Raw genomic sequence first — 21,077 nt, 5'->3', positions numbered from 1 at the left:
GAGAAACGGAATGCATTTCCTGGAAACGAAACTTGTGAGCTTTGTACGTCCCGTATTCGGGACGCCTTGGATGCGCTTCATCGCCTATCTTGGTCTCTGCGCCGCCTATCTCCAGGGCGGCCTTAACAAGCTGACGGATGTTAACGGCGCCATCGGCGAGATGACGCATTTCGGCCTGTCGCCGGCGGCTCCTTTCGCCATGTTAGTGATCATTCTGGAGCTGGTCGCTTCGCTGATGATCCTGGCCGGTTTCTTTCGCTGGCTCGGCGCGCTTGCGCTCGGCGCCTTCACGCTGCTCGCCACCTTTCTGGCGCTGCGTTTCTGGGAGCTGCCGCCCGGGATGGAGCGTTTCATGGCGGCCAATTCTTTCTTCGAACATCTCGGCCTTGTCGGCGGCTTCCTACTCGTCGCCTGGCTTGATCTCACCGAAGGACGAACCAGACAAACTTGAGGGAGGCCGGCTATAGATATGGTCTTGGCAGAGGCCCGAGACGCGCGCCGGTCGCTTACTAAGTACGCCTTTCTATCGAAGCGACACGGCCTCCGCGGCCTTGTCGCCGCAACCAACGTGGAGACCCTCATGATTCGCCGTTCTCTGATATTCGCCGCCCTAGTCGCTTTTTCCGGCACCCCAGTATGGGCGATATCCCAGTTTGCGGTCGCGCCGCAGTACGATACCACTCACGTCTATGTCGCGCCCGCTGATGTAGACGGCTTCGTCAAAGGCTTTCTCGCCACCTTCGGTGGCACCAGCACCAAACAGGTCGTTGCAAACGTTACGCCGACACCGAGCAGCACGACCTCGCAACTCCTGCAGACGCCTGCCGGTACAGTTTCGCTTTTCGGCTTCATGACACCAATTCCCTATCCCTTTGGCGCCGAACGCACGGGCTATCTCGTCACCGATCTCGACAAGGCCGTCAACGCAGCCAGGAAGGCCGGTGCCGACGTCATTGTTGCGCCTTTCCCTGACCCGATCGGCCGTGATGCCGTCATCCAGTGGCCGGGTGGTGTCAACATGCAGCTTTATTGGCACAACACGAAGCCGAACTATGCGGCGTTCGAAACCATCCCTGAAAATCGTGTCTACGTGTCGCCTGATGCGGTGGCTGCCTTCGTGCGGGACTTCACCACCTTCGCCCATGGCAAGGTCGTATCCGACGATAAAAAGGCTCCCGGAGTCGAAATCGGCCGCGCCGATAGCACCTTCCATCGGATCCGCATCGAATCTGATTTCGGCAAAATGACAGTTCTTGCTACCGACGGACATCTACCCTTCCCCTACGGCTACGAAATGACCGGCTACGAAGTGGCCGACCTCGATGCCACGTTGCAAAAGGCCAAGGACGCAGGCGTCAAGATCCTCGTCGAACCCTCTCAGTCAGGTGATCGTCGGGCCGCCATGGTGGAATTTCCGGGCGGCTACGTCGCGGAGATCCATTCCGTTGCCAAGCACTGACGACAGTGCAGCGGCCGCGTCCGGCGCGGCCGCTCGATCTTGGAGAGTGCGTAATGACGATCGAACGATATCTGGTTTCAACGGCGGTATTGCTGGCCTTTTCGGCGACGGCGGTAATCGCTGCTGACTCAGCCGCACCCGCCAAACGGCCTACGATCAAGGGTAGTCGCTGGCAGGAAGATTGGTCAGCATTGGCCGATCCCGTTCTCAGGACCCGGCCGCTCGATCCCCTGAAATATCTCCCGCTTTCGCCTGGTGATCCGGCAACCTACATATCGTTTGGCGCGAATTTGCGAGAACGGTTCGAGACAAACAATGCCCCAAGCTTCGGAATCGGCGGCGTCGAGCGCGATAGCTATCTGATCCAGCGGGCGCAATTTCACATCGATCTGCATCTGTTTAATGACTGGCAAATATTCACCCAGTTCGAAGATGACCGCGCGTTCGGCAAAGAGTCTGTTGGTCCCGCCGACGCCGACAAAATGGACCTAAGGCTGGCGTTCGTCGCCTACTCGCACGATTTCGATGCCGGCACCTTCAAGGCCCGAGTTGGCCGGCAGGATTTCGCATTCGACCTTCAACGCTTCGTCTCCTCGCGCGACGGGCCGAATGTGCGCCAATCCTTCGATGCCGCCTGGGCGAATTGGGAAACAGGGCCCTGGCGCTTCATCGGCTTTGTCAGCCGGCCGGTCCAATATCGAAACGACGACGCATTCGATGATACGTCGAACGGCGACTTCCGCTTCAGCACGCTGCGCGTGGAACGGCAGGTTCTGGGAACCAACGAACTCTCCGCCTACTACTCGCTCTATCAGAAGCGCAATGCACATTACCTCGATGGATCCGGAGATGAAGACCGGCATATATTCGACACCCGGTTCGCCGGCAGTTCGAGTGGTCTCGATTGGGATCTCGAGGGAATGGGGCAGTTGGGTTCTGTCGGCGACAAGGATATTCGAGCCTGGGCGATCGGCGCGCGCGGCGGGTACACTTTCGAGGATGCTTCCTGGACCCCACGGCTGGGTCTACAGTTCGATATGGCCTCAGGCGACCGCAGCCCTGGCGACGGCACTGTCGGAACCTTCAACCCTCTCTTCCCCAATGGCTACTATTTCACGCTCGCCGGCTATACCGGCTATTCAAACCTCATACACCTCAAACCTTCGATCACAGTAAAGCCAATGGACAAGATGACGCTGATGGCGGCCGTCGGTCTTCAGTGGCGGCAAACCACGGCAGATGCGATTTACGTCCAGCCCAACCAGCCACTCGCAGGAACAGCGGGTCACGGCGGCGCGTGGTCGGGAGCCTATGAGCAGATCAGGCTCGACTATGCCTTTAACGCAAATCTGACAGGCGCGATCGAGGCGGTGCACTATGAGATTGGCGACGCCATCCGCAAGGCTGGCGGTCACAACGGCAATTATCTTGGCGCTCAGCTAAGCTTCGCCTGGTGACCGGTTTTTTCGTCAGCCTCAAAAGCCGGCCTTCGGCGACCTGAGCTTTGTCCAAATGACACGAGCATCGGACAAGAGGCGGCGGCTCCTTGCGAGCTATGAAGTCGACGTCCACGCAAAGGTTACCAAGATGTCTGACAACCCGAACGAGCTCATGTTTTCCCGCAGGCAAACATTGCTGGCCGGCGCAACCCTTTCCGCTGCGATCGCCATGCCATCCCTTGCCTTTTCTGACACCACTCCTGCAAAGATTAAAGGAACACTGCCCATGACCACCGGCTTCGTCGAAACCAAAGACGGCGTACAGATCTTTTACAAGGATTGGGGTCCGAAGGATGCCCAGCCGATCGTTTTTCATCACGGCTGGCCGCTGTCTTCGGACGACTGGGACGCCCAGATGCTATTCTTCGTCCAGCACGGCTATCGCGTCGTCGCTCATGATCGCCGTGGTCACGGCCGCTCCTCGCAGGTCAGCGACGGTCATGACATGGATCACTACGCAGCCGACGCATCCGCGGTCGCCGAACATCTGAACCTGAAGAACGCCGTCCATATCGGCCACTCGACGGGTGGCGGTGAAGTCGCTCGCTACGTTGCCAAGTTCGGCCAGCCGCAGGGCCGCGTCGCCAAGGCTGTTCTGGTTAGCGCCGTTCCTCCGTTGATGCTGAAGACAGAGTCCAATCCGGGCGGCCTGCCCATGGAAGTTTTCGACGGCATCCGTAAGGCAGTCGCCGACAATCGCACGCAGCTCTTCCTCGACTTCCCCACCGGCCCGTTCTACGGCTTCAACCGTCCGGGCGCGACCGTTTATCAGGGCGTGATCCAAAACTGGTGGCGCCAGGGCATGATGGGCAGCGCCAAGGCTCATTACGACGGCATCAAGGCCTTCTCCGAAACAGATCAGACCGAAGATCTCAAGAAGATCACCGTTCCGACCCTTGTCATGCATGGTGATGACGACCAGGTCGTTCCGATCGCCGATTCTGCTGAGCTCTCCGTCAAGCTTCTCAAGAACGGTACCCTGAAGGTTTACAAGGGCTACCCGCACGGCATGCTGACGGTCCACGCCGACGTCATCAATCCGGACCTGCTCGCCTTCATCAAGGCCTGAGGAGCACGATTCCGCCTGCCGCCAAGCTAGAGGCTGGCGGCAGGCCCTTTATTGATGCAGTGCTCGACGTCCCGAAGCACTCCACCAAAGTTCCCAAGAGGCTCGTTTAATGAAAGCCATCCCACTTCCTGTTCTTCTCAGCTTCAACGGGGGATATGTCGACACTCTCGGCTTCCTGGCGCTCGGCGGATTGTTCACCGCCCATGTCACGGGCAATTTCGTGACTTTGGGGGCGTCGATAGCGATGGGCATGGGAGCTACTCTGTCGAAGCTCTTCGCACTCCCGGTCTTTTGTGTGGTCGTATTCGCATCACGTATTGTCGGGCTGACGCTGCAGCGGAACGGTCGACCGGTCCTGCGTCCTCTTCTCGTCGTCAAGCTGATATTGCTTATCATCGCCGCGGCGATCGCATTGACGGACGGGCCCTTCAGCGATCCGAACAGTTCGACGGCCTTCGCAATCGGCATGGTCCTTGTTGCCGCCATGGCGGTGCAGAATGGCATTCATCGCGTTCATCTGGCGAAGTCTCCTCCGTCGACCTTGATGACCGGAACGACGACTCAGATCATGCTCGACCTTGCCGATATCGCCATGGGTGGGCATTCGGAGACTACGGCTGCAGCTTACTCACGTCTGAAGCGGATGGTGCTCGCCGTTGTCGTCTTCGCTTTGGGCTGCGCCATCGCGGCGCTGGCGTTCATTCTCTCGCCCGTCTGGAGTTTTGTCGCCCCTGCCGTCCTAGCGGCTCTGGCGCTCGTTGCCCACGTCGAAACGCCCGAAGGCGATTAATTAGCATTTACCGCGGAAACGCAGCATCCATCAAACCCCAGGAGTATAAAATGTCTGATCGTCGGATGTCCGATTCCAGTTACAGTCATATCATCAATGTTGGCGCCGACAAGGTCGATATCGCTGACTGGCTGTTCAACTTACCCGATGCAGAATATCAGCGTTGCTCCCCCGACCACATCGCCGCTGGTGCCACTTGGACGGACGACGGCCGCCGGATGTCGATCAATGTGGAAACGATCGGCGGAAGCCTGGTGATCCAGCATTATGTCGCCGAGATCGCTGAACCCAATTATTGCAAGATGGTATCCATCTCCGATGTGATGGCCGCTCATGGTCGCACGAAGGTGCAGGTAATCTGGGAACTCAGCGTCACGCCGATCGACGCTGAGCATTGCGAGTGCACCAACCACGTTCGCGCATTCGCCACCGACGAGTTTCTGGCCTATTGCGAGAAATACAACATCAATTTCGCAGACGCCGCAAAGGCCCGTTCGGAAGCATCGTCCAATCACAACAAGGGCGAGACGCCCCTGTTTGCCGAGAGCATTGCGAAGCGTGCGAGGGAAAAGCGCGGACACTGATCGAGCATGAACAGATACTGTCGTCAAATTCCGGAGAGATGTGAACGTTGGCAGTCAGGCGCATCTACGACCTTGCTCCAAGGGTGACGAGTTTCGGTGTCCGATACAGTTCGCGCTCAACGGAATGATGATCGTTGAGAAGGGTATTTCCCATGATCGAGCCAAAGAGGACCAACGCCGATGTTCGCGACGGCAAAGAGAGCCTCCCGGAAATGGAAGATCTTCGCCTCGAGCTTCCCGTCGCGATCCAACCAGCTACCGAAGAATGCCTCGACGAGGACTTGCTGGATACATTTCCCGCGAGCGATACGCCCGCCACCGGCCGTTATGAATAACATCAAAATCTACTGCTGAAACCTTTCGCGAAAGATTGGAAAGATGGACGAATCTGTGAAATCACGCCGCACGGCTCCACTCAGAACGCCTATCGGGCTCAGCCACGCGGCGGTCACCGACATATCCGCCGCGGCCACCACCTTGCTTGCCGATGTCTTTGTCCTTTACCTTAAGACTAAGAACTTTCACTGGCACATGTCAGGGCCGAACTTCCGCGACTATCACTTGATGCTCGACGAGCATGGGGAGCAGCTTTTCGCTATGACCGACCCACTTGCGGAGCGGGTCCGCAAGCTTGGTGGCGGAACTCTTCGTTCCATCGGTGATATCGCCCGCCGCCAGAGGATACTGGACAACGATGCCGACTTCGTCCATCCGCATGAGATGCTTGCGGAACTTCGCGACGACAATGGCGCGCTCGTCGCCAGCATGCGTGCCCTGCATGACACATGCGACGAGTATAACGATGTCGCCACTGCGAGCCTCCTGGAAAACTGGATCGATGAGGGTGAGCGCCGCGTGTGGTTCCTTTTCGAAATCCGCCGCAACACCAACGACTGAGCAATCGGCCTGCAGATGTACCCATGACATGCGCATCTGCAGGCCGGCTCGTGATCGCAGGGGGAGCCTCAGACGCATCCGATTATCTTTGATCAGGCCGAGCTTGCGTGCGAAAGCTGGAAGAGGTGGCGGATGCGATTGGTCAATGTCTGCGCATGCTGCGATGGTGTGGTGCCATCCCCGCGCAGATGCCTTTCCTGCTCGAGCCTTTCAGCGAGCGTTGCGCCGATATCGTCAGCCAAAATTGGGCGCTCCCGCAGGACCTCGCAAAGCTGATCTCTCCCGATCTCGCAGGCAACGACCGGCGTCAGCGCAACAATACGACCGGGTTCTTCCGCGCCGATTAGGGGGCCGCGCTCACCGAAAAAATCGCCAGGCGAAAGTCGGTTGAGTTCGATGTCCCGACCATTCTCCTGGCGGACGACATGCACGACGCCACTTTCAATGAGCATCAAGGTGGGCGAGCGCTCTCCCTGTTGGATAATCTCCGCCCCTCTTGCGTAGCTTCGCCGGAAGGCAGCTTTTGAAAGTGTTTCGCGCTCCTTGTCGGTGAGTCCGGAAAAGAGTGACAGCATCGGCATGAGCCGCAATGGGGTCTCGAGCTCTCCCTCTGAGCCGGTCGCTGCCGCCGGCGGGGGCGCTGTACCGAACATGCCATTGCTTGCAAGCGGAATCCCCGCCGCCAGCATGTGTCGGTACATAAGGTCGTAGATCTCATTCTTCGCCGCCGTCGTCTCGGATATGTCGCGGAGCCGGAAGGCCAGCTCGAATTCGATGGCCTCCTTGGTAAGGCTGACGATCGAGATCAGGGGATCCGGAGCACGCATAATATGATTGCTTCCCAGGGTGACTGCTTCGAGCAATCTCGCCATGGTCGCTGGTGTGCGCGTCGGAGCGAGCTTGATCGACATGGTAACGCCATGCGTCTCATCGGGGCTGTTGAGATTGACGAGTTGCGATTTTGCAAGCGCGCTGTTTGGAATGACGACGAGATCGTTGGTGGCGTTGGACAGATGGGTCGCGCGCCAGTTGGTCTCGATCACACGACCCTGGACGCCGCTCTCGAGAATGATCCAGTTTCCCACGCTGTATGATCGACCAAGATTGAGGGCAATGCCGGAAAAGACATCGGAAAGCGTGCTCTGCAGCGCCAAACCGAGGACGATCGCAAAGACACCGGATGTCGCGATCAGCGTGCCAACCGGCACGCTGAATACATAGGCCACCACCGAAAGCGCGGCCCCAACATAGATAATCCCGGCGATCAGGTCCTGGAGGAACCGCGCTTCGCGCGGGCGGCGCTCGAAGATCAGGAACAACCTGATGCTGCTGACGAGCATCATCGCCCCGCCGAGCCACCAGATCGTCTTTGCGAGTCCATAGAACAGGCGGTGCCAGAGATCCGACGATGTCAGCGTTTCGGAATAAGGTGCAACCCCGTTCATCAGCAGAATGGCTGTCAAGGTAACGAAAAATGCGACGTCGATGGCAAAGCGTACAGCCCTGTGTCTCTGCACCAGCCGGTGCGCCCCAGCGACAATGGCGACGAGAAGCAAAAATTGCGTAATAGGATCAATGAGATATTGCATCACGTAGCCCAAGGAACAGCCTGCTATCGCTAGACCAGTTTCCGAACGGCGTCTTGGCGATTTCCATGAATTTTGGCATTCTATCGTTCAATAATAATGAACAATGCATAGTTCACGTAGACAATTTCAATTTCGATCCAATTCGCCGACATCTTGTTCATCGAAACACGGGAGTTCGGCAAATGAACACGCCAGTTACATTCCACGCCTTCAGACATGGTCTCTTCGATATTACGGTGCTCTCACATGGCTTGATCGCTCTCGCTGAGCGGGCGGCGCGCGATGCCATGTTGTTCGGATACGGCCATCCCGGCGTCGGGACCGTCCGCAAGGAGGGCGATAGCTTTCAGTTCAGCCCTGTGACGGAGGCACGATCGTGAGCCGCAAGGTTTTTGGAAGACAGGCGAGCTTCCTGACGGCTGCAGCCGTCGTCGCCCATACGATCTGGACCAGCGCCGCCCCGGCGCTTACCTATCCGCTGTATGCGCAGGAATGGCATCTGACGACATTCACGACGACGGCGATCTTCGCCGTCTATCCAGTCTTCGTCGTCCTGATGCTCGTCGTCTTTGGCAACGTGTCCGATTATATCGGCCGAAGGGAAGCAATGCTGCTTGGTCTTGCCGCTTCGCTCGGCGGCACGCTGATATTTGCGCTGGCGCCGGACGTTGATTGGATCTTCATCGGCAGGGCCTTCATGGGTGTTGGCGTGGGTCTGTCTGCGGGACCGTCGGCCGCGGCCGTTGTCGAGTTCAGCGCGCCAGGCCGGGCCGCTCAGGCTGGTAGCGCGACGGCCGCCGCCCAGGCGTTTGGCATGATCGGCGCGGCACTTGTCGGCGGTGCGCTGATCGAATATGCGCCGCTGCCGACGCGGCTGAACTTCGCGGTTCTGGTCGTCGTCCTCGCCGTACTCATGGTTGCGACCTGGATGCTGCCGAACCATACGGCGTCGCGGCCCGCCGGCCGTTGGCGGCCGAGAGTTCCGGCCATCCCGAACGGCTTGTTTGCAACTTTCGTCACGGCGACCGCGGCGGTAACGGCTTCTTACGTGCTTGGCGCGATGACGCTTTCGCTCGGTGCGCAGGTGGCGCGTGACATCGTTGCCTCCCAAAACGCGCTCGTGAACGGCGGCACCATCGCGCTTTTTGCAATTTCCTCTGCCATCGCCACTGCCCCGGCGCGTGGTGCCAAACCGAGTAGGGTTATGCTCGTCGGCAGTGCTATCGCCATCGTTTCCTCGGGGTTGTTGGCGCTCGCCGCGGTCCTGCACTCGCTGGTCTTCTATACCGTCGCCCAGATCGGTAGCGGGATGGCCTACAGCCTGCTCCTCCTCGGAGGACTTTCGCTCATCAATGCTGCCGCTCCTGTGACGCATAGAGGCGCGACGCTCTCGGCGCTGTTCCTGGTTGCTTACTTGGCCCAGGCCGTCGTGGCCCTGTTGCTGGGCAAGATCGCGACCTGGGCGAGCCTTTCCTCCGCGGTGGATCTGGGCGTCGCGACAGTCGCAACGCTGGCTTTGGTAACTCTTCTCCTTGATGCGGTCAGAAACACGGTCGCAGGCCGCCGTGCTTGCAAGGCTGGTACGCATTGATCTGATCGTGAAGCAGCGTGGGGTCGACAGGAAGCAAGAGCGGCCCCACGGCTTTCTGGATAGCCGACGCCTTTGAGGAACAATCGATTTGTCCAAAAGAACGACGGTGGCGACAAGACCTTCCCTAGACTCATGCGCGAAATATTCACAACGTTTGCAACAGCGAAGCACCGCATATGAAACTTTCGAAGCGACATCTGGCAATCGGAGCCGCGTTCCTATCGGCTATGATCGTTACCGGAGTCGGAATTGCCGCCTGGATCGTCTATGAACCGGCACTTTCCGAAATCGCGCGCCCATCCCCCTCGAGCTTCGATCGCGGTGTTGTCGCAAAGGGCGAGCAGCTCGCCACCGTCGGCGATTGCATCGTCTGTCACACGGCGCCGAACGGCGCGCCTTTTGCTGGCGCGCGCGCATTGCCGACGCCTTTCGGCACACTCTTTTCGGACAATATCACCCCTGACGAGAAGACGGGCATCGGCACCTGGTCGCTGGCAGCGTTCAGCCGTGCCATGAGGCAAGGCGTCGGCCGCGATGGAAGCCATCTCTATCCGGCACTGCCCTACGAGCACTTTACTCATGTCAGCGACGACGACCTCGAGGCAATCTACGCATTTCTGATGACCCGGCAGCCGGTCTCACAGCAGGCTCCCGAAAACCGATTGCTTCCCGGCCTCGGATTCCGGCCGCTGCTCGCCGGCTGGAAGCTCCTCTTCCTCAAGCAGACAGAGTTCAAGCCTCAGACGAGCGAAAGCGCCGAATGGAACCGGGGCAAATATCTGGTGGATGGACTTGCCCATTGCGGTGGCTGTCATACGCCGCGCAACCTCGCCGGCGGCGAGGAGAGGGCGCGCGAATTTGCCGGAGGCGTCGCAGAGGGCTGGAATGCGCCCCCGCTCAACGAGGCGAACCCTTCCGCCGCGACCTGGAATGTGGATTCTCTCGTCGCCTATCTCAAGACGGGATCTGATCGCGGGCACAGCGCGGCCGGCGGCCCGATGGCCCCTATTTCAGAAGGTCTTTCCCGCCTCAACGATGCCGACGTCAGGGCGATCGCCGCCTACATAGATTCCCGGATGCATCCCTCCCGGGAGGCCATTGCGACGGCCGTCACCGTCGTTGCCGCCACCGACAACCGACCTGCCGCCGCCGCGGCGCATCCTGAGGCCGACCTCCTCTTCGAGGGTGCTTGCTCCGGTTGTCATGCGCCGCGTGCACCCATGAACGTCAACGGCCGACCGATTCTCACGACTGCGACCGACCTTAGAGCAGACGATCCGAGAAACGCCGTGCAGACGCTACTGCAGGGGGTCGCGCAGTCCGCGGATAAAGGCGCCTACATGCCTTCCTTTTCCAGCACCATGACCGATCGCCAACTGGCCGATGTGCTCGCTTATGCCCGCGCTCGCTTCACCGACAAGCCGGCATGGCCGGATCTGGAAGCCACTGTCGGCGATATTCGCAAGGAGAATGCGGAATGACGATCTCGATTAACGTCAATGGCGAGGACCGTGGGGTGGAGTCCGATTCGGATACGCCGCTTCTCTACGTGCTCCGTGACGACCTAGGGCTAAACGGCGCCAAATATGGATGCGGCCTCGGGCAATGCGGTGCCTGCACCGTGCATCTCGACGGAAAGCCGGTCTTCTCCTGTCTGACGCCGGTCGGCCTGCTGGCGGGCAGGAAAGTGCGCACCATCGAGGGGCTGGGCACCGCCGAGAAGCCCAATGTCGTTCAGAAAGCCTTCCAGGACGAACAAGCCGCACAGTGTGGCTATTGCATCGCCGGCATGATCATGCGTGCCCAGGCACTGCTCGATCGTAACGCGTCGCCGACCGAGGAGGAGATCCGTGTGCATATGCAGCCAAATCTCTGCCGTTGTGGAACTCATGCCCGAATATTGAGGGCGGTGCACCGCGCGAGCCGCGAGCTTTCGTCGGCTTCCCTGACCGGAGGTGCGCAATGAACGCCATTCAGAACACCGGCCTCACCCGGCGCTCCTTTCTCAGCGCGAGCGGCATCGCGGTCGCTTTCGCACTTTCGCGTCCGGCTTTCGCCCAACTCGCCGGTGGCGGTGAAGGTGGGGCGGGTCCTGCGGTCGTCGCTCCCGACCTTCCCGGCAGCCTGAAGTCATGGCCATATCTCGATTCCTGGATCCAGCTCGACGAAAAAGGCCACGCAACGGTCTTCACGGGCAAGGCCGAGCTCGGGCAGGGCATCAGGACCGCATTGCTACAGGTTGCAGCGGAAGAGCTGGATCTGCCGCCTACCTCGGTCACACTGGTGACGGTCGATACCGCGCGCACGCCTGACGAGGGCCTGACAGCGGGCAGCCATTCGATGCAGGATAGCGGCACGGCAATCCGCAACGCGGCAGCCAATGTCCGAATGGTGCTTCTACAGAAGGCGGCTGAGCGATTGCAGGTCCAGCCGGATAGGCTCACGACGACCGGAGATGGACGAATTCTTGGGTCGGACGGCCAGACGGTTTCCTATGGCGAGGTGGCCGCCGCACTCTCGCTGCATGTCGAGGCAATTGCCCATGCGCCGCTACGCACGAAAACCGAATTCCGAACAATGGGCACAAACCTTCCGCGCATCGACATTCCCGCCAAGACGACGGGCGGTCAGGCTTTCCTTCACGATATGCGCCTGCCGGGCATGCTGCATGCGCGCCTGCTGCGCGGCCCGAGCGAGAGGACGCGCCTGAAGCTGCCGCCCGCCGCCGAGATCGAGGTGATGCCGAGGGTCGTCAAGTTCGTACAGAACGGCGACTTCGCCGCTATCGTCGCCGAGAGGGAATGGGATGCGATCAAACTGATGCGCAAGCTGCAGGCATCCGATTACGAGCCGGTGGGAGCGCCGTTTCCGATCGGCAGCGTCACGGATACGCTGAAGGCGCTGCCGGCTCGCGACATCGTCATTCTCGATGTAGCTCATCCTGTCGCCGCGCCCGTCAAGACGCTGTCCGCGCGCTATACCCGCCGATGGATCAGCCACGGCTCCATCGGTCCCTCTTGTGCAATCGCTCTGCTCCAGGATGACCTCCTGACCATCTGGACCCACAGCCAGGGAACCTATGACGTGCGTCGCGTCGCCGCCGAGTTGCTCGGCCGGCCGATCGAGAAAATCCGCGCGATCCATGTCGAAGGCTCGGGCTGCTATGGACAGAACGGCGCGGACGACGTCGCTGCTGAAGCGGCCTATATCGCCATGACGGTTCCCGGCCGGCCGGTTCGGCTGCAGTGGATGCGGGAACAGGAATTCGGCTGGGAGCCGCTCGGTCCTGGAATGGTGACCGAGGTGGAAGCGGGGCTTGACGCGTCCGACCGCATCGTGGCGTGGAAATACGATGTCTGGAGCAACCCGCACAATAATCGTCCGGTCGGCGCTGGCGGCGTGCTGGTCGGCAATCAGATCGTGCCCAGCTTTCCGCAGCCCGAAGGCAAGGAAATCCCGATGCCGGAGGGAGATGGAAGCCGCAATTCCAACCCGCTCTACGATCTGCCGAACATGAACGTCCTTTATCATTTCATCAAGGACATGCCGATCAGGGTCTCGGCACTGCGTTCTCTCGGCGCGCACCTCAACGTCTTCTCGATCGAAAGCATGTTCGACGAGCTGGCGCTTGCCGGGAATATTGATCCGCTCGATCTGCGGCTGAACCACATGGCCGATGCCCGCGCGCGGCAGGTCATGCAAACGGCGACCGGTGCGTTCGGTTGGCGCAAGCGTCAAAAGAAAGGCCCCTTCCACGGCTTCGGCATGGCCTTTGCGCGATATAAGAACCTCGGCGCCTATTGTGCTGTCTGCATGGAGATCAGCGTCGACCAGAATACCGGGCGGATAACCGTTCACCGCGTCCAGGCCGCCGCCGATTGCGGAGAGGTCGTCAGTCCTAACGGCGTTCAGAACCAGGTCGAGGGTGCGATCATCCAGTCCCTCAGTTGGTGCACGCGCGAGGAGGTCACGAACGACCAGACAATCCGCACCAGCTTCGATTGGAGCGCGTATCCGATCCTGCGCTTCCTCGATATTCCCGAAAAGATCGACGTAATCGTCGAGGAGCTACCTGGCCAACCGTTTCTTGGCGTCGCCGAATGCGGGCAGGGGCCGACTTCGGCAGCGCTTGCCAATGCGTTGGCGGATGCGACCGGCATACGCTTTCGCGACATGCCGATGACCCCGGAGCGGGTGAGGGCGGCAATCGTCACTCTGTAGTTCCCTCGATGCCCGCCTCCGCTAGTGCCGCGCGGAGTGCGGCGATGAAGACGCGAACCTTGGGGAGCACGAGGCGCGTGGTCGGATAGACGGCCCAGATGTTGATCGCCTCGAGTTCCGCGCCCTGAAAATCGATCGGCACCAGGCGGCCAGCTTTGATGTCGTCGGCCACGTACCAGATCGACAGCATAGCGATGCCACCTCCGCCAAGGCACGCCGTATAGCAGCCTGCGATGCTACTGCAGGAAAAGCGTCCATTCAGTCTGGCATGCCGCTCATCGCCATGGTCGCGGAATGTCCAGTGGGTAGCACCTGCGAGCGATAGGCAGTCGTGATCGGCGAGTTCGTCGAGAGACGATGGCGTGCCGCGGCGGGCGAGATAGCGCGGACTGGCGACGACGACCCGCGGATTGTCCGCGAGTTTGCGGGCGATAAGGCTGCTGTCCCTGAGCCGGGCGATGCGGATTGCGAGATCCGTTCCGGTCGCCACAAGATCAGGCAGGCTGTCGGTCATGTCGACCGAGATCCTTAGATCGGGATTGTCTTCCAGCAGCTTCGGCACCATCGGCATGATGAATTTCAGCGCGAACGAGATCGGCACGGATATGCGCAGCAGGCCGGCGGCGCTCTCGGCCCCGGAATGCAGGAGTGCCATGGCAGCCGCTTCGTTATCGACGAGCGCTTGCGCGAAAGGCAGGAAGCTCTCGCCTTCTGGGGTGAGCGAAAGCGACCGCGTTGTGCGATGAAGCAGCCTTACGCCGACGGCGGCCTCAAGGGCGGCGAGCCTGCGTGTTGCGATCATGGGAGTGACGCCAAGACGCCGTGCGGCGGCGGAAAGGCTGCCGGCCGAAACCGCGGCGGTGAAGACCAACACATCATCCGTGTTCATTATATCGATATCCGTTATGCAGGCCAATCATCCAAGATGGCTAAAACGCTTTTCGATAAAAAGCTAGATAAGAGCACATCTCTTCAGCCAGAAAGGCAAGGATCATGGATACCTTAAGTCAACACTCGCCGGTAATGTCGAAACAGCTTTCGAGGCCGGCACTGTTTGCTATGGCGGCCGCCAGCGGGATTGCCGTGGCGAATATCTATTACAACCAGCCGATGCTCGGGATCATCGAGGATGAATTCCAGCACCAGCCGATCACGGGTTTTATTCCGACGGCCACGCAACTCGGCTATGCACTCGGCCTTTTCTTTCTGCTTCCGCTCGGGGACCTCGTCCATCGGCGCAAGCTGATCATCGGCCAGTTTATCGTTCTCTCGGTCGCGCTTGCGCTCGCGGCGATAGCGCCTACCGCGTGGTTGCTCGTGCTGGCCTCGCTCGTCGTCGGCGCCAGCTCCACGGTCGCGCAACAGATCGTTCCCTTTGCCGCTTCGCTTGCTTCTCCCGAGAAGCGCGGTTCGACAATCGGCACGGTCATGGCGGGTGTGCTGTCCGGGATCCTGTTCAGTAGAACATTGTCCGGGTTCGTCGGCCAGCATGCCGGATGGCGCGAGATGTTCTGGATCGGCGTGCCTTTGGCGCTCGTCGCGGCAGCCTTGATGTATGTCTCTCTGCCTGATCATCGTCCGACCTCGCGCATGGCTTATCATAACGCCATCAAGTCGCTTGCCCATCTGTGGAAGCGGGAAGGTGCGCTTCGGACGGCTGCATTGATGCAGGCCTCGCTCTTCGGCTCGTTCACGGCTTTCTGGACGATCCTGGCGCTCTATCTGCAGACGCCGCGCTTCAACCTAGGCGCCGATGTTGCCGGCCTCTTTGGGATCGTCGGCGCAGCCGGCATCTTTGCCGCTCCGCTTGCCGGGAAGATCGCCGACCGTCGTGGACCGCACTTCGTCGTCTGGATGGGCGCTTTGCTGACGCTGGTTGCATGGGTGATCTTCGGTCTCTGGGCCTCGCTCGCCGCTCTGGTGATCGGTGTCGTCATCCTTGACTTCGGCATCCAGAGTGCACTCGTGTCTAACCAGCATATCGTCTACGCGCTCGATGCTGAAGCTCGCAGCCGGCTGAATACCATCTTCATGACCTCGATGTTCCTCGGTGGTGCGATCGGTGCCGCGCTGGCGACTGCAGCCTGGGGCTATGGTGGCTGGATCGGCGTCAGTGCCCTCGGCGCCCTGCTTGCGGTGGTTGCCCTGGCCATTCGTGCGGTCGAACATCGTGCCCGCTCGACGACGGCTGCCAGCGCTCGATAGGAGATTGGCCATGAAACGGCTGCGAATTCGGATCGTCGGTGGATCGCTTGCCGGCCTCTTTGCCGGCATCCTCCTCCAGCGTGATGGCCACGACGTGAAAATATACGAACGCTCTTCGTCCGGCTTGGCCGGACGGGGAGCAGGCCTTGTCGGACAGCACGATCTCTTCAGGATCCTGCGCGCCATGGGCTGCGAGCATGTTGCCCGCGTCGGCGTCATCGCCAAGGAGCGGATTTACTTCAACCGGGACGGAGGCGTCGCGGAGACATTGCGGACGCCGCAAATGCAGATCTCCTGGGATTTCCTCTATTCGACCGTTGCGTCTCATATGGCGACCGAGAGCTATCTGATCGGGCAACCCATCATCGAGGTGATCGAAGGCCCCGAAAATGCTCGACTTCTGTTCGCCGATGGCCGGCGAGAGGATGCCGATCTCGTCATAGGCGCAGATGGCCTTGGCTCGGTCGTTCGTCCTCTGCTCAACAGGGATGCGTCGAACCAATTCGCTGGCTATGTGGCTTGGCGCGGTCTTATTCCGGAGACAGCATTACCCCAGGATGCGGCGATCCTGGTGGACCGCTTCGCTTTTTATGTAGCAAGCGGCGTGCATGTTCTCGGCTATCTCGTTCCAGGCCCGAACGGTGAAACCGGTCCCGGCGAACGCCGATACAATTGGGTCTGGTACCGGCCTGTTGCGTCTGGCGAGCTGCAGACGCTGTTCACCGCCGCCGATGGCCGAACATTCGACTATTCTTTGCCGCGAGGCGCCTTGTCGGAGGAGCGGCTACAAATGCTCCGCGCTGATGCCGCCTCGATGTTGCCGCCTCCGTTCGTCAAGGCGATCGAAGCCGAACCTCTGCCTTCGATCCAGGGAATCTTCGACTTTGAGGCGGCAAATATCGTATCCGCGCATACGGCCCTGATTGGCGACGCCGCGTTTGTCGTTCGGCCACACACGGCAATGGGTGTCTCAAAGGCCGCCGGCGACACGCTCGCGCTGAGAGAAGCGTTGCTGGCCTCCGAAGATCTCTCCGAAGCGCTCGATCGCTACCAGAAAGAACGACTGCCCGTCGGAAAGAATATCGCGGATTATGGCCGTCGGTTGGGCGCATCCGCCCTCTGATATGGTGTCGTTGCCGCCAACCTCATCAGCGATTGTTCCTTCAATATAGGTCAACGAAAAGATCGCCCAGGGGCGACTGGGCGGTCTGGCGGACGCTTATCCGCAGGCTTCGGGGAGGGGAACCGAAGCACAATTTTGTCGCGGGAAGAAGGGCGCCACCCACCTCTTTCGAGGTGACGATTGACGGTAGCAACTCGGCCAATGGCGGCAAATCATACAGTCGTATGGTCTCGGTAAGACCTTCGCATGCCGCCGCTCCATCGGCTGGGATCGGCAGGTGAAACGTCCATGGAGCGGAGAAACAGACAATACGGACCGGCCGGTTTTTCTTAGACTGCAGCGGAAAACGAAGGCTTGCTCACCATTTGGCGAAACGCCGAGAAACGGATTGATGATGAAAGAAGAAAGAGCGCTCATGCATCTCACATATCACATTGGCCGACACGACGGCGGCTGGGCCTATCGGCTGGAGAATGTCTGGTCGGAGCCTTATCCGAGCCACTCAGCGGCGCGTGCCGCAGCTCATCGTGCGGCTCGCAGGCAGCAGCTCGAGGGGCGCGATGCGGAGATCGTCTTTCAGTCCGAAGACGGTTCCTGGCACCGGGAGCATGTCGAGGCAGGCGATCGTCCGGAGGTCGATGTCGCCAACGAATAACAGCGAGGAACAGGCTTCCGTCCCGCCTTAGTGCACCGAAGCCAACCGCTCCAATACGGATTGTCAACCGATCTCGTCGATCTGATCGCACGACGTGCCAGCTCCCGAACCAACTGCAACGCTGTGCGCCGCCGCTCAGCGCAATGGACCAGTATGTCCCCTAAAAACAGGAGAAACCTATGAACTACAGCGTTCTGCTTATCGGCTCTTACGGCCGCCGGTCCTGCAGGACTGCGGGCCTGGCTTTGAACCTCGGTCTGTTCGTCCTTTGCTCGATCCTCATCGTCACGCTGATGAGCGGATATGCGCTGGCCGGCGCTCTCAAGGTCGGCACCCAGGCGCCAGGTTTCTACCGCATGACGCTCGGTAACTTCGAAATCACTGCCCTATCCGACGGCACGCATCCGTTTCCGGTCCATAAAGTCCTCACCAAGACATCGTTAAGCGACGGTCAGAGTGTGCCGCTCGATCAATCCGCTCCAGGTGAGGCCGATGCGCTGCTTGCCGAAAGCAATCTCGCCGTTCCAGTTGCAGGATCGATCAACGCCTTCCTGATCAACACCGGATCGAAGCTTATCCTGGTCGACAGCGGCGCTGGCAGCCTTTACGGGGAATGCTGCGGCCATCTCATCGAGAATCTTCGGGCGGCTGGCTACGCCCCCGAACAGGTCGATGAGATCTATCTCACCCATCTGCATGCCGATCACGTCGGCGGCGTGGCACCGAACGGTAAGATGGCCTTTCCGAACGCCCTCGTCAGGGTCAGCCAGGCCGACGCCGACTATTGGCTGAAGAACGCCAATGAAGCAGTGGCTCCGGAACTCCTGAAATCGATGTTCGAAGGCGCCAAGGCATCGTTGAAGCCCTATATCGACGCCGGTCGCTTCACGCCGTTTAGCTATGGCGAGGAGCTGGCTCCCGGCATCAAGCCGATCGCCAGCCCCGGACATACGCCAGGTCATAGCTTCTTCGAGGTCGAAAGCAACGGCGCCAAGCTGCTGCTGTGGGGTGATGTCGTTCATGTCGGCGCCGTGCAGTTCCCTGACCCTGCCGTGACCGTCGCCTATGATAGCGACGCCGAAATGGCCGAAAGCGAGCGGCTCGCGATTTTCGCCGAGGCGGCAAAGAAGGGCTATTGGATCGGAGCGGCCCATATCTCCTTCCCGGGCCTGGGTCATGTGAAGGCGAAGGACGGGCACTTCTTCTGGATCCCCGCCAATTACGACGCTGCTCCGACAAGCGTAAACTGAACGCAACCTCGAAGCGCGAACGAAGAGCATCGGTGCGATGAACTCTTGAAATGAGGCGAGGTGTCGTGGACCCACGATGCTCGCCTTTGCGTTCGGCAGGCTTTGGTTGGTGTGCTTGTGGCCTAGGCCAGGCTTGGGCTTACGCAAGTCGTCCGCAGAATCAACGGGTTCCGAGGCATGGCGGATCGAAGCCGCCTCCAACCCCGATAATACCTTGGTATGATCCGGTAAGACGCATATGTGCTGGAACCGGATCAGTGTACGATTTCGTCGGCAGCCCGTCCGCTCCAAGATGACCTCATCAAGAGTTTAAATGGTCACATTGGAGATAGACGATGTCTGCCGCCGCCGCTGTTTTCGCCCACAACGCCCCCCGCATCACTTTCAAGAACGTCGCGACGGAAACTGCGGAGGAGGTATCTTCCCTTCTTTTGTGCGCGATCCGTTGTGTCGAAAAAGACGAGACGATCGCCATCGATCTCATGAAGCAGGCTTCCAGTTTGCTGAAGCCATTCTCGATCGCGGTCGAAGTCGCCGAGCGACCGCGCAATTCGGCCGGCGGTCTTGCTCCCTGGCAGATCAATCGCGTGAAGAACTATATTGAGGATCGCATTTCCCATCCGATTGCGCTCGACGAGCTCGCCCAGGTCGCAAAGCTCAGCACCAGCTACTTTTCCGCCGCGTTCAAGGTGACCTTCGGCATTTCTCCCCACAATTATGTCGTCGAACGCAGGGTGGAATTTGCAAAGTATCGCATGCTGAACAGTGACGCCCCGCTCTGCGAGATCGCGCTCGATTGCGGACTGGCCGACCAAGCTCATCTTTCGCGGATTTTCCGGCGTGTGACCGGGACGACCCCAAGCGCCTGGCGGCGGTACGTGGCAAGTCCCGAAAGCCGGGCCGCCGCCGCGTGACGGAATGACGCCGTCAAGGCGCTGGTCTGACACAGGCCGCGCGCGCGGACGAATGGACAATTTAGGGAACCTTCGCTTTGCGTCCGGACGACTTCAGAGCGAAAGATGTTAGCAACGGGGCTGCGCAACGATTGAAGGATACGGATATCCCGCTATGCTCAGTCGGAAAGCATCTTAGGTCGGTGCATATGAAAGAAGCTGAGATGCCACCAATCGCCCTTGTAGGGATTGTCGATGATGACGCCGAGTTCTTGGCGGCGCTGGGCAGCCTCGTTCGCTCGTTCGGGTGCAAGGTGGAATGTTTCAGTTCCGCTGAATTGTTGGTCAACCGGGCGGATCTCCTCGATTTCGCCTGCGTCATCAGCGACCTCAACATGCCGAAGATAGATGGCCTGGAACTCATCGACATCCTTCGGCACAAGGCCGAGGAACTGCCGATCATCCTAATGACGGGGCGCGGTGCGTCTGACCTGGAGGAAAAAGCCTATGGCTGCGGTGCGCGGGGCTTCGTTACCAAGCCGTTCGGTTTCGAAGAGCTCGCGTCGAGCCTCAAGGAAATCGGCGTGATCGCGGAATAGGACGCGTCAGGCCTCGTTCAGCCGAAGAGTTTCAGCCATCTTGATGAGGTCGGCCAGCGTGCGAGCGTCCATCTTGCGCATAGCCGCGCCGCGATGGATCTTGACCGTGACTTCGCTCAGAGATAGCCGGCCGGCGATTTGCTTGTTCATCAGCCCTGTGGCGACCAGCGCCATCACTTCCTTCTCACGCGAGCTGAGCTCCTCGTAGCGAGCTCGCAGTGATGACACCTCGGAATCTTTTGACCGTCGCTGGCTGTCGATTGCCAATGCTCGGGACACGGCGTCCAACATGTCCTGGTCCCGGAAAGGTTTAGGAAGGAAGTCGATGGCGCCAGCCTTCATCGCGCGGACCGTCATCGGGATATCTCCAAAACCGGTCATGAAGATCAAAGGGATGGACTTCTCGCTCTTCAGGAGCTGGTCCTGGAAATCGAGACCGCTAAAGCCTGGCAGCCGCACGTCCACCAGCGCGCAGCAAGGCCCGCCCGAGCCCGAGAAGACAGAGAAATTTGGAACCGTCTCATGGAGCACGGTTTTCAAGCCGACGGACCGAAGCAAGCTATCGAGCGAAAGACGCAAGTCGTGATCATCATCAATGACATGCACAATTGGTGTCGTATTCATATCCAAACCGTGTTGAGACGAAAGCTGGT

At 59.8% G+C, this 21,077-nt stretch carries 22 protein-coding genes; 19 read left to right on the top strand and 3 right to left on the bottom strand.

Annotated features, from left to right (window positions below; genetic code table 11):
• Positions 1-70: 70 nt before the first annotated feature.
• The 8 genes from HGP12_RS15100 (at position 71) to HGP12_RS15065 (ending at position 6,298) form a co-directional block, all read left to right on the top strand.
• Complete coding sequence (locus HGP12_RS15100; protein ID WP_409527214.1) at positions 71-451, top strand: DoxX family protein; 381 nt, start codon at positions 71-73, stop codon at positions 449-451.
• Positions 452-580: 129 nt separating this feature from the next.
• Complete coding sequence (locus HGP12_RS15095) at positions 581-1,459, top strand: glyoxalase (protein ID WP_168879162.1); 879 nt, start codon at positions 581-583, stop codon at positions 1,457-1,459.
• A gap of 53 nt (positions 1,460-1,512) precedes the next feature.
• Positions 1,513-2,916: an alginate export family protein gene (locus HGP12_RS15090; protein ID WP_168879161.1), complete on the top strand. Its 1,404-nt coding sequence runs from the start codon at positions 1,513-1,515 to the stop codon at positions 2,914-2,916.
• Between the two features lie 130 nt (positions 2,917-3,046).
• On the top strand, positions 3,047-4,027 hold the full coding sequence (locus HGP12_RS15085) for an alpha/beta fold hydrolase (protein ID WP_168879160.1): 981 nt from the start codon (positions 3,047-3,049) through the stop codon (positions 4,025-4,027).
• Between the two features lie 109 nt (positions 4,028-4,136).
• Positions 4,137-4,817, top strand: coding sequence for a YoaK family protein (locus HGP12_RS15080; protein WP_168879159.1), 681 nt, complete (start codon positions 4,137-4,139; stop codon positions 4,815-4,817).
• 50 nt (positions 4,818-4,867) lie between these two features.
• Positions 4,868-5,401, top strand: a complete 534-nt coding sequence (locus tag HGP12_RS15075; RefSeq protein ID WP_168879158.1) for a hypothetical protein — start codon at positions 4,868-4,870, stop codon at positions 5,399-5,401.
• Between the two features lie 152 nt (positions 5,402-5,553).
• Positions 5,554-5,736, top strand: a complete 183-nt coding sequence (locus HGP12_RS15070; RefSeq protein WP_168879157.1) for a hypothetical protein — start codon at positions 5,554-5,556, stop codon at positions 5,734-5,736.
• A gap of 43 nt (positions 5,737-5,779) precedes the next feature.
• The gene (locus HGP12_RS15065; protein ID WP_168879156.1) at positions 5,780-6,298 is read left to right on the top strand and encodes a Dps family protein; all 519 of its coding nucleotides are present in this window, start codon (positions 5,780-5,782) and stop codon (positions 6,296-6,298) included.
• Positions 6,299-6,390: 92 nt separating this feature from the next.
• On the opposite strand, the gene HGP12_RS15060 is transcribed toward HGP12_RS15065, so the two are convergent.
• Complete coding sequence (locus HGP12_RS15060) at positions 6,391-7,887, bottom strand: mechanosensitive ion channel family protein (protein WP_168879155.1); 1,497 nt, start codon at positions 7,885-7,887, stop codon at positions 6,391-6,393.
• A 182-nt stretch (positions 7,888-8,069) separates the two neighbouring features.
• On the opposite strand from HGP12_RS15060, the gene HGP12_RS15055 reads away from it, so the two are divergent.
• The 5 genes from HGP12_RS15055 (at position 8,070) to HGP12_RS15035 (ending at position 13,699) form a co-directional block, all read left to right on the top strand.
• The gene (locus tag HGP12_RS15055; protein WP_168879154.1) at positions 8,070-8,267 is read left to right on the top strand and encodes a hypothetical protein; all 198 of its coding nucleotides are present in this window, start codon (positions 8,070-8,072) and stop codon (positions 8,265-8,267) included.
• The gene (locus HGP12_RS15050) at positions 8,264-9,478 is read left to right on the top strand and encodes an MFS transporter (protein WP_168879153.1); all 1,215 of its coding nucleotides are present in this window, start codon (positions 8,264-8,266) and stop codon (positions 9,476-9,478) included. Before HGP12_RS15055 ends, HGP12_RS15050 begins: the two co-directional genes overlap by 4 nt.
• A 176-nt stretch (positions 9,479-9,654) precedes the next feature.
• Positions 9,655-10,959: a c-type cytochrome gene (locus HGP12_RS15045; protein ID WP_168879152.1), complete on the top strand. Its 1,305-nt coding sequence runs from the start codon at positions 9,655-9,657 to the stop codon at positions 10,957-10,959.
• Positions 10,956-11,444, top strand: coding sequence for a (2Fe-2S)-binding protein (locus HGP12_RS15040; protein ID WP_168879151.1), 489 nt, complete (start codon positions 10,956-10,958; stop codon positions 11,442-11,444). The genes HGP12_RS15045 and HGP12_RS15040 overlap by 4 nt, the downstream gene beginning before the upstream one ends.
• The gene (locus HGP12_RS15035; RefSeq protein WP_168879150.1) at positions 11,441-13,699 is read left to right on the top strand and encodes a molybdopterin cofactor-binding domain-containing protein; all 2,259 of its coding nucleotides are present in this window, start codon (positions 11,441-11,443) and stop codon (positions 13,697-13,699) included. Before HGP12_RS15040 ends, HGP12_RS15035 begins: the two co-directional genes overlap by 4 nt.
• Here the strand turns inward: HGP12_RS15035 and HGP12_RS15030 are convergent.
• A complete protein-coding gene (locus tag HGP12_RS15030; RefSeq protein ID WP_168879149.1) occupies positions 13,689-14,588 on the bottom strand; it encodes a LysR family transcriptional regulator in 900 nt (299 codons plus the stop codon). The genes HGP12_RS15035 and HGP12_RS15030 overlap by 11 nt on opposite strands.
• A gap of 104 nt (positions 14,589-14,692) precedes the next feature.
• Here HGP12_RS15030 and HGP12_RS15025 point away from each other — a divergent pair, with 104 nt between their 5' ends.
• The 6 genes from HGP12_RS15025 to HGP12_RS15000 all read left to right on the top strand — a co-directional run bounded on the left by HGP12_RS15025 (position 14,693) and on the right by HGP12_RS15000 (position 20,424).
• Complete coding sequence (locus tag HGP12_RS15025; RefSeq protein WP_168879148.1) at positions 14,693-15,904, top strand: MFS transporter; 1,212 nt, start codon at positions 14,693-14,695, stop codon at positions 15,902-15,904.
• A gap of 10 nt (positions 15,905-15,914) precedes the next feature.
• Entirely contained in the window at positions 15,915-17,027 is a 1,113-nt protein-coding gene (locus tag HGP12_RS15020) for an FAD-dependent monooxygenase (RefSeq protein ID WP_168879147.1), read from the top strand.
• A 391-nt stretch (positions 17,028-17,418) separates the two neighbouring features.
• Positions 17,419-17,682, top strand: coding sequence for a DUF2188 domain-containing protein (locus tag HGP12_RS15015; RefSeq protein WP_246703394.1), 264 nt, complete (start codon positions 17,419-17,421; stop codon positions 17,680-17,682).
• Positions 17,683-17,861: 179 nt separating this feature from the next.
• Positions 17,862-18,932, top strand: a complete 1,071-nt coding sequence (locus tag HGP12_RS15010; protein ID WP_168841774.1) for an MBL fold metallo-hydrolase — start codon at positions 17,862-17,864, stop codon at positions 18,930-18,932.
• A 335-nt stretch (positions 18,933-19,267) separates the two neighbouring features.
• Positions 19,268-19,846 carry a helix-turn-helix domain-containing protein gene (locus HGP12_RS15005; RefSeq protein ID WP_168841775.1) on the top strand — a complete coding sequence of 193 codons (579 nt, stop codon included), beginning with the start codon at positions 19,268-19,270 and terminating at the stop codon, positions 19,844-19,846.
• Between the two features lie 77 nt (positions 19,847-19,923).
• Positions 19,924-20,424 carry a response regulator gene (locus HGP12_RS15000; protein ID WP_168841776.1) on the top strand — a complete coding sequence of 167 codons (501 nt, stop codon included), beginning with the start codon at positions 19,924-19,926 and terminating at the stop codon, positions 20,422-20,424.
• Between the two features lie 6 nt (positions 20,425-20,430).
• On the opposite strand, the gene HGP12_RS14995 is transcribed toward HGP12_RS15000, so the two are convergent.
• Entirely contained in the window at positions 20,431-21,048 is a 618-nt protein-coding gene (locus tag HGP12_RS14995) for a response regulator transcription factor (RefSeq protein ID WP_168841845.1), read from the bottom strand.
• Positions 21,049-21,077: the final 29 nt, after the last annotated feature.

This window comes from Rhizobium sp. P28RR-XV (assembly GCF_012641385.1).
In the GTDB taxonomy this organism is placed as follows: domain Bacteria; phylum Pseudomonadota; class Alphaproteobacteria; order Rhizobiales; family Rhizobiaceae; genus Rhizobium.
The sequence above is the reverse complement of the archived record's forward strand: the minus strand, read 5'-3'. Positions and strand labels throughout refer to the sequence as shown.